Source organism: Acinetobacter sp. WCHAc060042 (assembly GCF_003231195.1).
Classification (GTDB): domain Bacteria; phylum Pseudomonadota; class Gammaproteobacteria; order Pseudomonadales; family Moraxellaceae; genus Acinetobacter.
In genome coordinates this window covers 47,276-64,231 of the sequence record NZ_QKVN01000017.1, presented here as the reverse complement: position 1 = coordinate 64,231, position 16,956 = coordinate 47,276, and the positions used below count along the sequence as shown (strand labels likewise).

Here is a 16,956-nt window from a genome sequence, read left to right as displayed (position 1 = left end):
TGATTGGTTTTTATTTTATTAGTAATTAATTCTCTAAATACTCTAACCAATGCATTAGCTTTTTTTTGATCTGAATATGGCCCAGAATTAATTTTCATATGAACTGCCCTTGACTTAAATTTTTACAGTACGTTATTAACAGGAATGAATTAAAAATCCCATAAAGCAAATTTATGTGGGTTAGTGGACAGGTTGTGTCATCGTTATCGATCTTTTACCCTTATTTATTAAAAATTTTAAATGCTGTTTAAAGTTCATTTTATTTCATTAAATAATACAAATCCTCATCTTTGCTGATGGAGATGGTGACAGATGAACTGCAACCTTACTCATTAATAAATCTGAATTTTTATAATTGCTTTGACCCAATAATTACCTCAATTAAAACCCCACATAAAACTTCTCAATCAACTGGCGTGTCTTGACCAGCAAATTGCTAAACACGTTCTCCCGCTCAAACAGCTTAACCTTATAGTTTGGTAAGTCCTTCAACTCTTCTTTACGTGGTAGGCGTTTGGTGAACTCATAATGCTCCAGAACCTGCTTCATCGCTTCTGGTTTCAGGTTTTCTTCTTTACAAAGATGCTGATAGGCCTGTTCTTTTTCAGCATCCCAAAATGCAGCAAAAGCCGTTTGAACGCTCTGTCCATTGATCATCTTAGGTATGTTTTCTTCAATGAATTTTTGAATCAGGTCTTGCTTATCGTGCAAGCTAATATCACTACTGATTAAATCGTAAATTTGCGCTTGGTACTTCTTACGCTTGTCCTCTGAGTCTGTATCGATTACGAGCTGTAGTAGATTGATAATATAGCCAACATTGATACGGTCACTGTGCAGTAGATCCAGTTGAAAATCGACATCATCCAATACCGATACTTTTTCTTTCTTGGTCGTCTTTCTAACAGCACGGCATAGGTCAGCATACTTAGAGGCGAAATTCGCAAAGTGCTGCTTATCCAGTTGTGTTTGGTCTTGATCGTACTCAATAAAAGTTTGTAATTGCGCGTTATAGCGCATCACTTCACGGAAAGCTTTAATAAATTCCAGTTGCTGTTCTTCAGTAACAAGATCATCGACTGATTGGTAATTGGGCGTTAAGGCAAACAGTTTGCTCACCGCTGCTTGGTAATCCTGTTCAATTTCTGCATAGCTGGGAACAAGGACGATCTTGGTCGTTTCTTTATTGGAAAATAGTGCCAGCGCCTCATCTGTAGCGCGTTTCAGATTGCGGAAACAGATGATATTGCCAAATGGTTTTTTATCGTTATAGACACGGTTGGTACGTGAGAATGCTTGAATCAAGCCATGATATTTTAGGTTCTTATCAACATACAACGTATTTAGCGGCTTGGAGTCAAAGCCCGTGAGGAACATATTGACCACAATTAGAATATCAATCTGTCTGTTTTTTACGCGCTGTGCAATGTCGCGGTAGTACGCATAAAATTGATCACCTGAATTGTAGTTAGTTTTGAACTGTCGGTTGTAATTGGCAATGTATCGATCTAGCTTATCCCGACTGGATGAGTTGACCTGACTTGGAATATCTGCGGCTTCTTCGTGAATCAAGCCAGTTAAGTCATCAGTCGGTACAGCCTCATTTGCAGCGTAGGAAAAGATGGTGGCAATGGTCAACGGTTTAAATATCCGACCTTGTGCTTCATCTTCAATTTGCTTTTCAGCCTGCACCTTTTCAAAGAGGTCGTAATATTGGGTCAGTGTTTCGACCGAACTAACACAGAACATCGCGGTAAATTCACGATTACGGGTTTTGGTATCGTGAATATTGACAATGTAGCGGGCAATCATTTCAAGGCGTTGCGTATTGTCATACAGTTCTTTGGTATCGATGCCTTCTACATCTTCATCATAACTTTCATTGGTCGCCATGCCTTTGGTGGTGTATTTGCCTCGATAATCAATTTGGAACTGCAAGACGTTACGGTCACGGATGGCATCGACAATCACGTATTTATGCAAACACTCATTAAACAGGTAATCGGTCGTCAGTTTTAAACCTGCTTTGCTTTGGCTGTTCTTTTCAAAAATAGGCGTACCGGTAAAACCAAACATTTGTGCATTGCTGAAGAATTTTTTGATGTTCTGATGGGTCTCACCAAATTGACTGCGATGACATTCATCAAAAATAAAGACCACTTTTTTATTTTTAAGATAATCAATCGATTCTAAATAACGGTCGGTGCTGATGGCCCGATTGAGCTTTTGGATGGTGGTCACAATCAGTTTGTCATGACGTTGATCGAACTGTTTTACCAAGGTCGATGTGTTATCGGTGCTGTCGACGCTGTCGGCTTTAAAAGCATTAAATTCGCGTGAGGTTTGCGTATCGAGGTCGTTACGATCGACCACAAACAGAACTTTTTCCACATCAGGCATTTGCATGATGATCTGACTGGCTTTAAATGAAGTCAGGGTTTTGCCTGAACCTGTGGTATGCCAGATATAGCCGTTCTGATCGGAGTTTTGCACATGCTCCACAATTTTCTGCACCGCATAAATCTGATAGGGACGCAGCACCATCAGGCTTTTGGTGGTTTCTAGCAGCACCATGTACTGAGTCAGCATTTGGGTCAGATGCTGCTGATTGAAAAAAGCTTCGGCAAAGTCGACAATTTCATTGATGTGTTTGTTGCTGACATCGGCCCATGGAAAGGCAAACTCGATGCCTGTGGAGCCGTTGGAGTAATAACGAGTATTGGCACCATTACTAATCACAAACAACTGGATAAAGCCAAACAGCCCTTGCCCTGCCCAATAGGCTTCACGAATATAGCGTTGCGTTTGGTTAAAAGCTTCGGCGATTTCCATGCCGCGTTTTTTCAGCTCGATCTGTACCAAAGGCAAACCATTGACCAGTAAAGTCACATCAAAACGGCTGGTTCTGCCATTATAGTCGCGGTGATCGATGGTGATTTGATTGGTCACCTGATAGATGTTCTTGCTTGGGTCATCCGAGAGAAAAAAGATGTGTTTGCTGGTCCCATCATCAAATTTGACTGGAAATAGATCACGCAGATTCTTGGCGCGTTCAAACACTGTGCCCGTATTTAAAAAACTGATGACCTGCTTCCACTCTGTATCAGATAGTGGCGCTAGTCCATTGGCACGTTCAATCTGGGTTTTCAGGTTAGACAGTAGTTGGCTTTCGTCCTTGAGCGTCACTGAAGCATAACCCAATTGCTTGAGCTGGCTAATCAATTCATTTTCAAGTTGATATTCGCTTTGTACTGTCATTTCCTTTCCCTCTAAAATCTTAAATTATTCACTTCAATGTTTGTTTAATTAAACTCAAGATATATTCTAAATTTTCTGTATCTGACACGATCACCTCACAATCACCATTTCCCCAATGTCCAATATTGGTCACATCTTTCGCGAGCTTTTTCGGGTCATCCAGTTGATTAAAAGGCATATTCAGCCATATACGAATTTGCTTTGTCCCAATACTCATATAGACATAGTTACGCTTACCCTTACGGAAGGCGATGTACATTTTCTTGGGATGAACCTCTAAATCGGTGGTTAAGCCCAGAATTGAGTCCCTGAATTGCTCATATAGCTCTTTGATGTCATCGGACTTATCCGCCAAGTGATAGGCTTCATCATATTGCTGGATTTCTTTGGCAATCTTTTGAATATCTTCAGATTCAACCTTTTGCACTTGCTTGATTGAAGGCGCTGATTTGGCTTTCTGCAATGGGTTGACTGAAACAATTCCACCTTGATAGCGTTTGATTTCCCACAGCTCAATGCCCAAATCTTTAAAGTTGGTGGATTGCTTTTGAAAATCGGTAAAGCTGGGTGAAACAAAGATGATTCGGCTTTGTGACCAGTCCACATCCTGACGTTTAAGCTGTTTGCTCTGGCTCTCATTGTACTCAACGATAAAATCTGCCTTATAGTCGAGCATCAGATTCAGATAAGAAACGCCTTGGTCGATCACGCTATAATTGCGTTCACGCTTGTATTCGATAATTACAAACGCCTGACTTTCGGGATCGAAAGCCAGTGTATCTATACGATTATTCTTGATCGTGAACTCGGACTTGATGAATTCCAGACCTGTAAAACTGTAAAGATTGTTTTCAAACAGGGTTTGAATTTCTCTTTCCAAACGAAATGGATCTTCTGTAAGTTCTACTAATGACTGTGCTTGGGTTTGATAAAGCTGCATTAAAAATCTCGAATTATTTATTCTTCAAATGTTTGTCTAAGCGGATTACTCAAAGAAACGCTATATAAGAGTTTTAATCTCTTAATTGTCATTGGAATACCATTTTCGGTTTTATGGAGCATGGCATGACAGTTCGGGCATACAGGTCGAAGATCCTCTTTAGGATCTACTTCATACTCTTCGCCAATCGTGTGCAAAGGCTTAAGATGATGTATGTGGATGAAATCTTTAGCAAATGAGCCATACATATGTTCAAAGCTTAAGCCACAGACATAACAGCGTGTTCCATAAATTTCTATACATTTAGCCCTTGCTTCAGGGTTACGCTCATATTTATTCACTAAAACCGTTTGCTTAGCTCCTTCTGGAAAGGTTTCATTTTCTAAACCTGCTTCATCGGGATAGTCGGTATTCACACTATCAGTTTTAAACTCATTAAAAATGTGAGTTAAAAAAATGCGGATTGGATCATTTGAAGCTTTATCTCGATCTGTGCGACGGCCTTGAATAGGAGCATCAGGAATTAAGTTTTCCTGTCTGAAATATTCAAAAGACAAAGTGGATTTATCCACTTTGTTTAACTTTTCAAAAATAGAGTATCCACTTAGATAACTTTCAATTTTCTTTTTATCCGACCAAAATACTTTCTGCGCTATTGGGTATTCTGAGTTTTCCGCATGCCCCAGAACTTTGAATTGATACATCACCTTTGAGATGGGTTGGGTCACATATACATGAACAATATCATTGATTTGTAACCCTTTACCTTCACTAGTGGCTGAATTCTTCCAATAAATCTGCGGCAAAGCATCATAAGCTGCTTCTAAATCAAACTCAGCATAATTCACGGTTACTAGCCAATTTGCCATAACTTTCCCCCTAGACAAACATCTGCTGCAACAAGCCTTTTTTCCACTGTTTGGCTTGTTCTATTTGCTGTGCCACGACTTCAATTTTTTGATCAATGGCAGATAAGAAATTGGCGATTTTGGTTTGTTCTTCTAAGCAAGGCAAATAAAAATGAAAATTCTGTAAAACTTTATTTGAACTATGTTTAACAGTAGTCCCTGAAGCTGTAGAAACAATTAACTCGTGGAAATCGTCCGTAAGTAACAAATAAAGTAAAAATGGTTTCTCTAGTTTTCTATTAGGAATGATTTTAACGATTCGCTGATTTAAAAGTACATTTCCATCGTCTTGACTTAATAAAATCGGCTTCCCTAAAAGCTCACATGACTGAGTTAAATCAGTTAGCAAAACCAATAAATCATTTGGTCTACAAATATACTTCTTATCAGATATTTCAGTAGTCCATTTTGTATTTGTATCGGTAAAATTAGCCTTACCTGTTGTCGTAAAATTTTTTGGAGTAATTAATTTATTTCCATCTTCCGAGAAAAAATCACTTTTGAATGCAAAACCAGAAGTTAAATCAACTAAATTTCCAAGTCTAACCTCCTCCCACTCCCCAAACTCACTACCGTCATCTGCTTTAAAACGAATCTGCTGACTAAACAGCTTTTGCATCATGCCCTGTTTATATTGGCAGAGCAGTTCGTGTTTTTGGGTCAGTTGGCTCATCTTTTCATCCACAGCGGAAAGAAAAGAAGCGATTTTGGTTTGTTCTTCTTTTAAAGGAGGAAAATGAAAATCAATTGAGCGAATAGCTTGAAAATTTAGCCCTTCTCTACCGCCACCAGCTTGCTTAGACTGAATTGCATTTTGCCCATTTTCAGAACTTAAAAAAGATTGAACAAAAATAGGATCATCATTTGGTGTACGAATAATGCAGACGTGCTGATTTACATTACCTTCAGTAAAATCGTGTGGAACAACACAACTACGACCAATAGAAGCGCCAGTGATATTGAGCAAAATATCATTTGCTATGACTTTGCTTCCTGACATTTTTAAATGAGTTTCTTCAGGGATATAAGCTACATCATCTAAAAGAAGTTGGTCATTATTAATATTTTGGCTTCTAATAAATATAATGCCATGATCGGTATATGCTTCTGCACCACCTCTTGGTGTACTGCCACTACCAACCTTTGATGCAATATTTCCAATTTTTTTATTCGACCAATCCCCATCAAACTCTTTAAATCTTAACTTAGGCGTCGCCATTACTTCACCTCCGCAAACGGTGAAGCGATCCCAAGCTCTTTACAGAAATCTGCAATCAGCGCATCAGTTTTTTGACTGTCTTTTTCAAGCTGTTGCAGCTGTTGGGCAATCGCATCTAGATCAATCTCGGCTTCGGCTTCAAAGGTATCGACATAACGCGGAATATTCAGATTGTAATCGTTGTCTTTCACTTCCTGTAAAGTTGCTACATGTGCGTATTTTTCGATGTCTTGGCGGTTTTCAACGGCAGCAATGATATTTTCCAGATGCTCTGGTAACAGCTTGTTTTGATTTTTCTGTTTTTCAAAATCGTTGCTGGCATCAATAAACAGAATATTGCCCGTATGCTCACGGTTTTTCTTCAACACCAGAATACAGGTCGGAATCGAGGTGCCATAGAAAATATTGGCCGGCAAACCAATAATCGTATCCACCACATTCAACTGTTCAATCAGGTACTGACGAATCACGCCCTCACTGGAACCACGGAACAATACACCATGCGGTAACACCACCGCCATGGTGCCATTGTCATCCAGTTGATACAGCATGTGCTGCACAAAAGCCATATCGGCTTTGGAACTTGGCGCCAGTTTGCCATAGGCGGCAAAACGTTCATCTTGCAGAAATAACGGATCGGCTGACCAGTTGGCTGAAAACGGAGGATTGGCCACCACCGCATCAAACTTTTTATCCAGATGCTGCGGACGGGTCAAGATGTTTTCCTGCTTAATGTCGAACTTGGCAAAATGCACATCATGCAGAATCATGTTCATGCGCGCCAAGTTGTAGGTGGTACGGTTCATTTCCTGACCGTAAATCATATCCACATCTTTGACTTCACGTTTCACCCGTAACAACAACGAACCCGAACCACAGGTCGGGTCATAGACTGAACGTAAACGCTCCTTGCCTTGGGTGACAATCTTGGCCAGTAAGGTCGATACGGTTTGCGGGGTATAGAACTCACCGGCTTTCTTGCCCGCGCCTGATGCAAACTCACCAATCAGGTATTCGTAGGCATCCCCCAGTACATCGGCTTCGGTATTAGAAATATCAAAATCAATATCGTCTAAATGACTCAGAACCTTGGCCACCAGTGCATTACGGTCGCTGGCATTGTTGCCGAGCTTGGTGGAGTTTAGATCCAGATCTTCAAACAGATTCGCAAAGTCATCAGCAGAGTCTGTGCCCAAAGTGCTTTGCTCAATGGCTTTTAAGGTATTGGTCAGGTCATCCAGAATAAACTCACCCTCACGACCACGCTGCGCTAAGCTATGAAACAGCTGTTTCGGGCTTAAGGCATAACCCACTTCTTCAATGGCATTCTTTTTGATTTCTTCGATATAAGGCGCATGCTCAGGATTGTTTTCATCCAGTTCAAGGAATGCAACATCTTCACCCTCTAACAGCTCATTAGCAAAGTTCACCGCTTTTTCTGATAGATACTTAAAGAAAATAAAACCCAGGATGTAATCACGGAATTCATCTGCTCCCATGGTGCCGCGCAAAGTATTGGCAATATTCCAAAGTTGTTTTTGTAGCTGTTGCAGTTGCACCTGGGTCATTGTTATAGAAGTCCGATGAAATGAATAAAACATGACTAGTGTACCGAAAATTAAAGTTTTTTCAGCAGAAATTGGTTGGATAAAGACATAAACTGTCGCAATTAAATTTAACCACAACAACATTTTTATTTTTTGACTGCCGCCATTTGATATAAGTCAAATCTGATATACTGATTAAAATTTTTGGACTTAAGGAGCCTCAACGTGCTTAAGACAATTGAACAGAAAAAAAAATATATTCAAGCAACACGCTTACAGAATTATCGGGCTAGCCTGAAACTTGAAGGTCTTTCTCCTTCAACAACTACTTCAACTTTAAGCAAAGACCAAATCCTACAAAAGTATAAAAAGCTTTCAGAATCATAATTTGGTGATTTGATGGATAAATATGGTGAAATGGGAGACAGTCTTTACTGTTATCCAAATTCTAGTATTCTCAAAAACAAATTACATATCCAAGATGAAAAAATTTTGGAGCAGGCCGAATTAGAGCTATCTGAATATGCCAGTTTACACATTGAATATACTGAACCACCTTACGATCTCCAATACCTAAAAAACATACACTACTACTTATTTTCAGACCTTTATGAATGGGCTGGTGAACTTAGGCAAGTTGATATTTCAAAAGGTGATACACGCTTTTGTACTTTTAGTCGTATTGAAGTTGAAGCTAATAAGCTTTTTAAACAACTTCAATCTCAAAACTATTTTCAACATATTGAAAGGCAAAAGCTTATTATGCAGCTTGCCGATTTTTATTGTGAACTTAATGTCATTCATCCCTTCCGCGAAGGTAATGGACGCACTCAGCGCATTTTCTTTGAACATCTTCTCGCCTATTGTGGTTATGGTGTTGATTGGTCTCAAATAGAATCTCAGGAACGTTGGATTCAAGCTAATGTTGAAGGGTTCTATGGACACTTAGACGGATTAGTTCAAATTTTCAAGGAATGTATCGTCATTCCTGAATGAAAAAAATAAGGGAGCAGTAGCTCCCCAATTATTCACGACTCGCCAACTTACTTTCAATCCATTGATGGATCTCAAAAGCTGACCAGCCGATACGGTTTTGGGTGATCTTTACTTTCTTTGGAAAAGTTGGATCATAATACGGTGAATATTCATCCATCATTGCATAAACTGTCGAACGTGCTACACCTACTATTTCTACTACTTGATGTATATTGATCAGCTGATTTATTTGAAAAGTTTGGCCAACAAATGCATTCATGATATGTACTCCTATCTCATGGTGACGAGCAACTCGCTCATGAGATACGGGATTCCTGTAAGGTTTTAACCAGTTCAATTCAGTTCAACGCCGTAACCGACCCTTGCAATCCCTGCTGGATATTAAACTTATCCTCATCTGTTGGCTGACCTTCCTCTCCTTGATAAAACTCCTCAACGACATTCATGCCATCCTCACTATCCACCTCAAACTGCGAATGTCCATAACCCTGTAAAGCTATCTGATCTAAAGCATGCTGATTAAATCCAGCCAACTTACTTTTCTGATCAATCTCCTTAGCCATTTGAATCGCCTCTTGTAAGTGAATCCCCTCACGTAGGGTTAAGTCCACGTAGTACACAGGGGTACGATAGCTTTGTGTCGTGGATTTGCCTCGAAGGGTCAATTGTAACGGCAGACATGACAGCAAGCCGTTCGATGCTGCGTGGTAATAACGGAGTCGTGCTGACAAAGTCCGAATACTGTTAAAGCCTGTGGTCCTAAATACAAAACTGCCAAACTCATCCGACTCATCCAAATTTACATAGAGACGACCATAGGGCTTGCATAAGCCCCCTTGTGCCAAGGCACATAAATCTGGGGATGGACATGGATGTTGCTCTACGCCTTGATTGGTTAAGCGTTGACAGGTTTCACCATTGCCCATACAAACAAGTCGCCCCGTCTGCCGATCAAATAAGCTGTATTCAGCACGTAAGTTCAGTTCGGGATCATTAAAGATCATCCGTACCGGAATGGTTCTGAGTTTTTGGCTAGGTGCTTTGACTCGAAGTTGTTCATCCAGTGGATGCTTAATCCATCCATCTTTATTCTGAATTTGGCTGGTAATGGTGAATTGGTCATCCTTTTCAGGGAGGCGCTTGCCGTTCTTTTCTACAATTTTTCCGATACTGATTCGTCCGAGTACTGGCGGTGTAATCACTAAACCTTTAATCATGGGGATATTCCTTCTATTCATTTTTATACTGATCAGCCGAATGTATTGAAGCACCTGCTCTTACGTCATTCTTTGATAGCGTCAAGCAAGACACATCAAGCAATGACTACAGGAGAATCTGTTGTGCATCGGTCAATCGATCTGGCAAAGCTGTCCAATGCCCTTTCTTCTTTGAAGGAGGGGCGAAGGGGCTGCTTTGCCGATTTTTTTATGCAGACGCTTAGGTTAAGATTCAGCATCAGTAAAGATATTGAATCGACGACTGCCCTGCTTGTGCAGTGGATATTGCTGTATTAGCTCAGGTTGATGTTCGATCAATGTTTTGGTATTGAGACTGATCGTATCTTTTGCTTTTTTCCAGACCACCGAACCCCTGCTAAACACCGCACGTTCGTTGTCTTTCATTAGCATTTGGATTTGATGTTTCAGTTGATCAAAGTGTTCTTGCTGATCTTGAAGATCGGCCTTCATTTTGATGAGCTGATCAAACAACTGATTGGCATGTGGGTCATGACTTAAATCTTCAACACTAAGTGGCACATGTGCTGGATATAGTAGTTGCAATGCTTTGGCTGCGGATTCACTGGCATCGGCATCAGGTGGAATATCCTTTTCAACACAGTCCCAGAAGTAACGTTCTGCATTTACAATATGTTGAATCACCGATTCACTACGGGTGACTTTAAAGATACGTGTTTCATGCCCACAGATCAGTACACAAACATGTGCTGCCTTTTTTCCAGTCACCGCCAGCTGATGCTGTACCTGACAAAGCACATACAGCGGGATACCATCTCGCCAAAGTTTGGCACCATGTTCACCTGCGGTTTTACATTCCAGAATTTGCACTTCTGGATTGCCTACCACTGAATAATCCAAATTAGCCAGCATGAAATGTTTGTCTGGATCTGGATGTTGGAGTACTGCATTGACGCGACGCACTTTGTACTGGGTATGCATACTGTAGTATTCCGCGACCAGCGGCTCTAAGCGTTTTCCCCAATATAAAGGGGCATGCCCTTCAGTTTGCTCATCCATGTTGTGCTGGATACGACCTGTTTTGATCATCCAAAGTTCCAGCATCGACATATACGGGTTGAGACCACAGGCTGCGGCACAATCACTACTGCCGATCCCTTTGCGTCGAACTTCTAACCATTCTGCATGTGTCAGGTTTTTGGTATCGACAAAGCGTTTGGCTGTAAACAATTTGGGCCGAGGAGTATGGATACTCGGTATTGCATTGTTCGGGTTAATCACCGCTGAATTCATAGTAATGTCCTCTATCTGTAAAATTTTGCGCATAAAAAAAGCTGTGTCCGTAGACACAGCTTTGAATGAATGGGTTAAGGTCTTTGAAATATGAAAATAAGGATGCTTAGGCTAATAAATTAACTCATCTCATTGATTAAACTTAAGCAATCATCGCGAGGGCTTGTTCTAATCCTCTTTGCTTAAGTCCAGCACCTGCACCGAACCATGCAGAATCCAAACGATGATCCTGACTCATGGCTCTGCGTTCGTGGTCGGCAAATTCCGTTATAGAGCAAAGCAAGCCATAGGCGGTATCTTTGGCTGAACTCAGTTCTGCTCCACGGCCCTGTCCATTAAACATGGTCATCACCTTCGACATGGCACGGCCATTTGGTTCTGTCTTATTGTCGGCTTTGGTTGCTGGGTTATTGCTTTGAGCCTGCATCGCCACATTACGGTAGAACTGGATAATGCCATCCTCCTGTTCAGGCACACTCAGACTGGTATTGTTAAATACTGCATCGAAATAAGCTGCTGCTTCAGTCTGTGTGACTTTACGTTGACTAAGTTGTTTCATCTCATACATGTGATCTTCCCATGCACGGACTGAAATACCCAATTGCTGCTTAATCTTCTCAGCCTCGAACTTGGTGCTGTGCGGGACTTTCACCACGCCTGCACTAGAATTTTGACCCTTTAAGGCAATGGCCAAGGTGTTATTACACACCACACGAATAGAGGTGAATTGTGCCGTGGTTGCCAGTGTACCGTCGCAAGCGGTTGCCAGTAAGATATAGCCATTGCTGACATCTTTACCTTTTAAAGCCGATGTTTGCCCCGTTTTGGCTAAAGCCCAGAATTTCTTACCACCTTTCAGCACGCCTGCGGTTTCTAGCTCAAATCCTGATTGTTCAGTCAAATCACGATAAAACTCTAAGATCTGTTTCGGTTGCACTTCCTGATAGCGTTGACTGACCACAGATAAAGGGGCATGCGTGTCGGAACGATACAGAACCCGCTGTTCCTCATACGGCATAATGATGCTTTGACCACGTTCATTCTGTGCCATATAACTCACATCGGAAGATTCAATCCGCCAATCCATGCCTGCCTGCTCTGCCCAGACTTCAATGGATTGATGAGGACTGAGTTGATTCCCGAGGCCATGCCAAGGAGTTTCGCCCACATAGGCGATCTGTTCAATTTGATGTGCCATTGTTCATTTCTCCTCTGTGAGCTTATTGGAAGTTTTGGTTACAGTGGTGGCAGTGGTAATAACACATTGGAATGTGCTGTTTAGGTGAATCGAATAAGCTACTGAATACCCCACCGATCACAGCACCTGCAATTCCACCAAGCAATGGAGATAGCGGTAAAGGTAGGGTTTTAGAAATCGATGCGCCAATCGTGGCAAAGGAGGCTGATGCTGCAACCCCTGTCCCAGCTGAGCCATTCACCTGTTGATTCATCACTTGAACAATTTGATCAGAAAAACAGTAAGGACAATGTTTACTCATAAGATATACCTCTAAAATGAAAAAGGCTTACCGTATGGCAAGCCTCAGATTTTGAATGAAAGGGAAAAATAAACATTCAATCTTCATGTTAATGATATATATCTATGATTTTTTGGGATCAACGGTCTGCCGCTCTAGGCTTTAAGTGCCCTTTACTAAATTGCCTCTTTACCTTCACAGATGCTCTCAAGTATTGATTGTCTTTTTCAGGATCAGCCAGGTAGCTGATGGCGAGCCAAGCATTCTCGACCTCTTTTAAATTCCGCCTTTCGATCATTCCTATACCTAGTTGATTTAGGTCCTTGTAATATTTTTTATGGCTGACTTGATTACAGTTAAAGAATTGGCCATCTTCCTTTGTAATTTTTTCCAACCAAAGCTCGCCAATCGCTTGTGCTAAATAATCATCTTTAATCCGCAACGATCCGTTATAGATCACCAGCAGATGACAGTGATACCCTTTACTCTTCCCTCCCTGCTCTAAGCGATAGGCATAACCCACCTGATCTCTAAAGATAGTGTCCTTGTCCTGAATACGCCGTACCAATTTATTCACATCACGTTTAAATTGTTTTATATCTGGCTGAGCATTGAATCGATATGAAAGATCAACCCTGACCAGCAATAACTTGCGATGGTTTTGTACAAGATTATTAAAATACTCTTTCAAGTGTTTGCGGTTGCAACGGTTATTGCTGCTGAATTTATCAAGAAAGCATTCATGCTCTTCAATAAGCTCATTCTGAAAACAACTGAATGCTCTGCTGTTTTTAAAGACTTCTAGATTTTCGAAAGATGCATGCTCTGGCAATAATTCAAAGTAGGCTTGAACCAAAGGACTGTATTCACATTTTGGATCGTAGACCGCTTCAGCTGATCTTTTTAGTTCGTCATAGTCCGCTTTAAAGTAAGTCCAGCGGTATGTTCTTTTAGTCGCCTTAAGCATAAAGTTTTCAATTTCAAGTAAGGTTTGTGCTTCGTTCATGAGTATATTTCCTATGGTTGAGTAAACTCATAGGAATCACTGCTCAGTATTTTTTACACATAGACTGAAATATTGAACTCAATAAAAGACCTTCATCATTTGGGGATGATGAAGGTTCATGAAGAAGATTAAGTAATTAATAAATAATATTAAATATATATCCTAGCCTAATAAACTCAAAACACACTCACTCGACATCTCATAAAATTAAAAACGCTGCTTCTATAGCAAACTGTCGAAATTCTACAATTTATCCTATTTTTATAGAAAAGATTGAAGCGGAAGTTAGGTTTTTGTTTTTCTTAACTTTGCAGTTTTGCTAGGGCTCATTTTTACATTTTTTTTGATCAGCCACTTTGGTAGGGTTTGATAGATCTCATCATCCAGCAGATCTTGATAGACTGCAATTGGCGCAACATGATGAATAAAAATTTTTGCTAATTTTTTATGCGTTGTTTCAAGTATAAGCTGTGTGCAATTTAACTCTGGTACTGAATAAGCTAATTTCAATTGTTCCACTACACCATCAATACAATCACTGTCTCTCTTCTCTAAGCCATAGTTACGACAAGATTTTTTCCATGCTTCGGTTAAAGCATCTAGCAAATCAGGACACTGAGTTAAAACCTGTGCATTAAAGACAAATAAAACATTTGCGGCAAAGCCAAGGATTTTATTGGTAGTAGTTCTCTCTATGCCTTCCCAATAACCCAAATATCCTGTGATGAATGAAAAAGGTAAACTTTTTTTATTTATCTGCAACATATTTGAGAAAATTTTAGATAGGTCTTGTTGCGTAATCCTGTCTTTAGATTGCTCGGAGAATAAACATCGAATGATCACAACATCTTGCCGCATTGCAAAGCGCAACATTTCTTTAACCTTAATCAAACGTGTCTTGTGCCTTTGCATGTGAAGCAAATGACTACTTTGACCCTCAACAGGTTTTGCTGGCAACGTATTGATATATTTTTGGAAAGGAGTTCCATCAATAGTCAATGAATTCGATGAATCATTACAACCGATGCTTAATGTTGAACTTCTGTTCATATACGTTTTAATCACATCTTGCTCTCCCTTCGTCTCCTCCTTGAATTCAAACTTTGCAGGCAAAGCAGATTGGTTGTTTTTTATATTATTTTGAGGATGAAAAAACAACACTTCTTTAAATTGATACACTGCCAATAAATCTTCGATCTGCTTTTGATTTCTTTCTGCCTCTAAATCTATATATAAAAATCGATAGAGTAATCCCGAACTGTAAGAGTCCCCAATCTGGTTACGGAATACTGAAAAAAAGTGTGCCAGTGTTTTACTTATGAATTTACCTTGCAATTTCACTGCCAGTTCATGCAGCAATTCACGATTTTTAGAAATTTCAGCAAATTGAATAAGCTGTCTAGTCGCTATCTGTTCAAAAGAAACGGGGTCGCTCCATCTCTTGAACCGATAGTCTTTTACAAAAGGATAGAAACCAATAACGCTGGATTCCATAAATGTTAAAATAAAAAATTCTATTTTAATGACTAAATCAGTAAATTTAGACAACCCCCAAATCGCCAACTGCTCTGCAACAATCATTGAAGCCTGAGTAAAGTACTCATTGGAATTTTCAGATAAATGCTTCTGATCCCAAATCAGCTTGAATCGTTTAGACCCTTTAGATCCTTGTAATAAATTCCATAAACTTTGATAGTTTTCAAACTCATTACATTTCACCCAGAATAAATCGTGCTTCGGTAAAGTTCTTTTCAATGAATTATGCTTAGGTAAAGCTCTATTCAATAAATTGGGTAAGCCAGATAAAAGTTCTAAATCGGAAAGTTTCTCTCTTCTCTCCTTAGATTCAACTTGCACATAGCTCAACTGACCAAACTTCAATAGATGTTCAGCAAAATCGAAAACCGTTTCACGTATCAACCGACTAGAGTCATCATTTCCCTTTAATATAAAAAGCGTGTCGTCATGCATAGACGGTTCCAGCGCTCTAAATTTCTCATTTAAACACTGAACATCTATTTGCAGTCTCTTTGAAACTGATCGATCTATTTCTTTCTGTACGACTTGTCTAATTTTTTGTGCAATGTGATTTTCATTAGGGGAGTACTTTTTTTGTAGAAGGCAAACGACATAGTAGCTTTCACTCTCTTTTAACTTTGAACAACTCAAAGCCATGGCATGCTTTATCTCATCCAATTGACCAAAAGATTGGAAAACGTTCAGAAGCTCATTTGAATGGAGCTCATCAACATCGATTGAATGAATCACAACTCTAAAAGCAGCGACATAGATAAACCCCGTTTGATCTAAAATTGAATCAATCTCCGGATTAATTTTATTCTTCAACTGTTCTAGATTTGCTAAAACGACGTTACTGGAATTTAGCCGTGCATCGAGTAAGCATGATGTACTTTTATTGCCACGCCATTCAATATACTTTTTTAAAAAAGCCTCCGCATAGCCATCATCTGCAAAATGACTCTCCCCATTCACTCGGTTGTCTAAGCTTTGTGAATTCTGAGAATGAATGACCACACTTCCATTTTGAACACGCTGCACAAAACAATTAAATGCTCGACACTCGAAAAACTCATCCCCCACATTTCTGAATTTACTCATCTCTGGAAATACATGGACTTGTTTTAAAGCATCCAACAAAGAAGCGACGCTTTGAAATCTCAAATGCTGATCAAGATTACACACGCCATCCTCTAAGTTATCTATTAAATATGGGACAGCGAAATCCAAAAGCGCATAAACAGATATCAAAGGCAAAACCGAAAAAAATTCATTGCTATCAAACTTTGAATAACGCTCACCCTCATACAACACTTTTAACTGTTTAAAAAATGTAGACTTATATTTAGAATCATGAGTTATATTTTGCATACTTTAAAACTTAAGTTATTGTTTTTACGATTAACTATATAATAATAAATACAAGTTTAAAACTCAATTAAATTCGAACTATAAACAAATTTAAATATCATATTTAGTCCAAAAAAATTGAAGTTTTTCTATATTATTTCATCTAAAAAATTTAAATATTTTAAGGTTTTAAAAGTTCATACATAAAAAAACCACGCCTATAAGCGTGGTTTAGTTGTGGAATTAA

The 16,956-nt window shown here is 39.6% G+C and carries 14 protein-coding genes; 2 read left to right on the top strand and 12 right to left on the bottom strand.

The window, feature by feature from the left end:
- Positions 1–381: 381 nt before the first annotated feature.
- From DPG01_RS09170 to DPG01_RS09150, 5 genes are read right to left on the bottom strand one after another with little or no spacing between them, the layout of a single operon-like run.
- Positions 382–3,258 carry a type I restriction endonuclease subunit R gene (locus DPG01_RS09170; protein WP_110974871.1) on the bottom strand — a complete coding sequence of 959 codons (2,877 nt, stop codon included), beginning with the start codon at positions 3,256–3,258 and terminating at the stop codon, positions 382–384.
- A 28-nt stretch (positions 3,259–3,286) separates the two neighbouring features.
- Positions 3,287–4,198 carry a DUF5655 domain-containing protein gene (locus DPG01_RS09165; protein ID WP_110974870.1) on the bottom strand — a complete coding sequence of 304 codons (912 nt, stop codon included), beginning with the start codon at positions 4,196–4,198 and terminating at the stop codon, positions 3,287–3,289.
- Between the two features lie 17 nt (positions 4,199–4,215).
- Positions 4,216–5,067, bottom strand: a complete 852-nt coding sequence (locus DPG01_RS09160) for an HNH endonuclease (protein ID WP_110974869.1) — start codon at positions 5,065–5,067, stop codon at positions 4,216–4,218.
- 10 nt (positions 5,068–5,077) lie between these two features.
- Entirely contained in the window at positions 5,078–6,325 is a 1,248-nt protein-coding gene (locus DPG01_RS09155; protein ID WP_110974868.1) for a restriction endonuclease subunit S, read from the bottom strand.
- Positions 6,325–7,893, bottom strand: coding sequence for a type I restriction-modification system subunit M (locus DPG01_RS09150; RefSeq protein WP_110974882.1), 1,569 nt, complete (start codon positions 7,891–7,893; stop codon positions 6,325–6,327). Before DPG01_RS09150 ends, DPG01_RS09155 begins: the two co-directional genes overlap by 1 nt.
- Positions 7,894–8,097: 204 nt before the next feature.
- Between DPG01_RS09150 and DPG01_RS09145 the strand changes: the two genes are divergently transcribed.
- On the top strand, positions 8,098–8,259 hold the full coding sequence (locus DPG01_RS09145) for a YhfG family protein (protein WP_004694826.1): 162 nt from the start codon (positions 8,098–8,100) through the stop codon (positions 8,257–8,259).
- A gap of 12 nt (positions 8,260–8,271) precedes the next feature.
- Complete coding sequence (locus DPG01_RS09140) at positions 8,272–8,868, top strand: putative adenosine monophosphate-protein transferase Fic (protein WP_110974867.1); 597 nt, start codon at positions 8,272–8,274, stop codon at positions 8,866–8,868.
- 28 nt (positions 8,869–8,896) lie between these two features.
- Here DPG01_RS09140 and DPG01_RS09135 read toward each other — a convergent pair whose 3' ends face one another.
- The 7 genes from DPG01_RS09135 to DPG01_RS09105 all read right to left on the bottom strand — a co-directional run bounded on the left by DPG01_RS09135 (position 8,897) and on the right by DPG01_RS09105 (position 16,730).
- On the bottom strand, positions 8,897–9,127 hold the full coding sequence (locus DPG01_RS09135) for a helix-turn-helix transcriptional regulator (protein ID WP_004694829.1): 231 nt from the start codon (positions 9,125–9,127) through the stop codon (positions 8,897–8,899).
- A 79-nt stretch (positions 9,128–9,206) separates the two neighbouring features.
- A complete protein-coding gene (locus DPG01_RS09130; protein WP_110974866.1) occupies positions 9,207–10,085 on the bottom strand; it encodes a hydrolase or metal-binding protein in 879 nt (292 codons plus the stop codon).
- Positions 10,086–10,310: 225 nt separating this feature from the next.
- Positions 10,311–11,357 (bottom strand): YqaJ viral recombinase family protein, encoded by a 1,047-nt coding sequence (locus DPG01_RS09125; RefSeq protein WP_110974865.1) that lies wholly within the window; start codon positions 11,355–11,357, stop codon positions 10,311–10,313.
- A gap of 142 nt (positions 11,358–11,499) precedes the next feature.
- Positions 11,500–12,555, bottom strand: coding sequence for a DUF932 domain-containing protein (locus DPG01_RS09120; protein ID WP_110974864.1), 1,056 nt, complete (start codon positions 12,553–12,555; stop codon positions 11,500–11,502).
- Positions 12,556–12,577: 22 nt separating this feature from the next.
- Entirely contained in the window at positions 12,578–12,856 is a 279-nt protein-coding gene (locus DPG01_RS09115; RefSeq protein ID WP_005400084.1) for a hypothetical protein, read from the bottom strand.
- Between the two features lie 118 nt (positions 12,857–12,974).
- The gene (locus tag DPG01_RS09110) at positions 12,975–13,841 is read right to left on the bottom strand and encodes a YagK/YfjJ domain-containing protein (protein WP_110974863.1); all 867 of its coding nucleotides are present in this window, start codon (positions 13,839–13,841) and stop codon (positions 12,975–12,977) included.
- A gap of 285 nt (positions 13,842–14,126) precedes the next feature.
- Positions 14,127–16,730, bottom strand: a complete 2,604-nt coding sequence (locus tag DPG01_RS09105; protein ID WP_110974862.1) for a hypothetical protein — start codon at positions 16,728–16,730, stop codon at positions 14,127–14,129.
- Positions 16,731–16,956 lie beyond the last annotated feature (226 nt).

Coding starts and splice junctions, on each gene's coding strand:
- DPG01_RS09155 (WP_110974868.1), bottom strand. CDS start 6,325: ATGGCGACGCCTAAGTTAAGATTTAAAGAGTTTGATGGGGATTGGTCG.
- DPG01_RS09160 (WP_110974869.1), bottom strand. CDS start 5,067: ATGGCAAATTGGCTAGTAACCGTGAATTATGCTGAGTTTGATTTAGAA.
- DPG01_RS09105 (WP_110974862.1), bottom strand. CDS start 16,730: ATGCAAAATATAACTCATGATTCTAAATATAAGTCTACATTTTTTAAA.
- DPG01_RS09135 (WP_004694829.1), bottom strand. CDS start 9,127: ATGAATGCATTTGTTGGCCAAACTTTTCAAATAAATCAGCTGATCAAT.
- DPG01_RS09150 (WP_110974882.1), bottom strand. CDS start 7,893: ATGACCCAGGTGCAACTGCAACAGCTACAAAAACAACTTTGGAATATT.
- DPG01_RS09110 (WP_110974863.1), bottom strand. CDS start 13,841: ATGAACGAAGCACAAACCTTACTTGAAATTGAAAACTTTATGCTTAAG.
- DPG01_RS09115 (WP_005400084.1), bottom strand. CDS start 12,856: ATGAGTAAACATTGTCCTTACTGTTTTTCTGATCAAATTGTTCAAGTG.
- DPG01_RS09140 (WP_110974867.1), top strand. CDS start 8,272: ATGGATAAATATGGTGAAATGGGAGACAGTCTTTACTGTTATCCAAAT.
- DPG01_RS09125 (WP_110974865.1), bottom strand. CDS start 11,357: ATGAATTCAGCGGTGATTAACCCGAACAATGCAATACCGAGTATCCAT.
- DPG01_RS09165 (WP_110974870.1), bottom strand. CDS start 4,198: ATGCAGCTTTATCAAACCCAAGCACAGTCATTAGTAGAACTTACAGAA.
- DPG01_RS09170 (WP_110974871.1), bottom strand. CDS start 3,258: ATGACAGTACAAAGCGAATATCAACTTGAAAATGAATTGATTAGCCAG.
- DPG01_RS09120 (WP_110974864.1), bottom strand. CDS start 12,555: ATGGCACATCAAATTGAACAGATCGCCTATGTGGGCGAAACTCCTTGG.
- DPG01_RS09130 (WP_110974866.1), bottom strand. CDS start 10,085: ATGATTAAAGGTTTAGTGATTACACCGCCAGTACTCGGACGAATCAGT.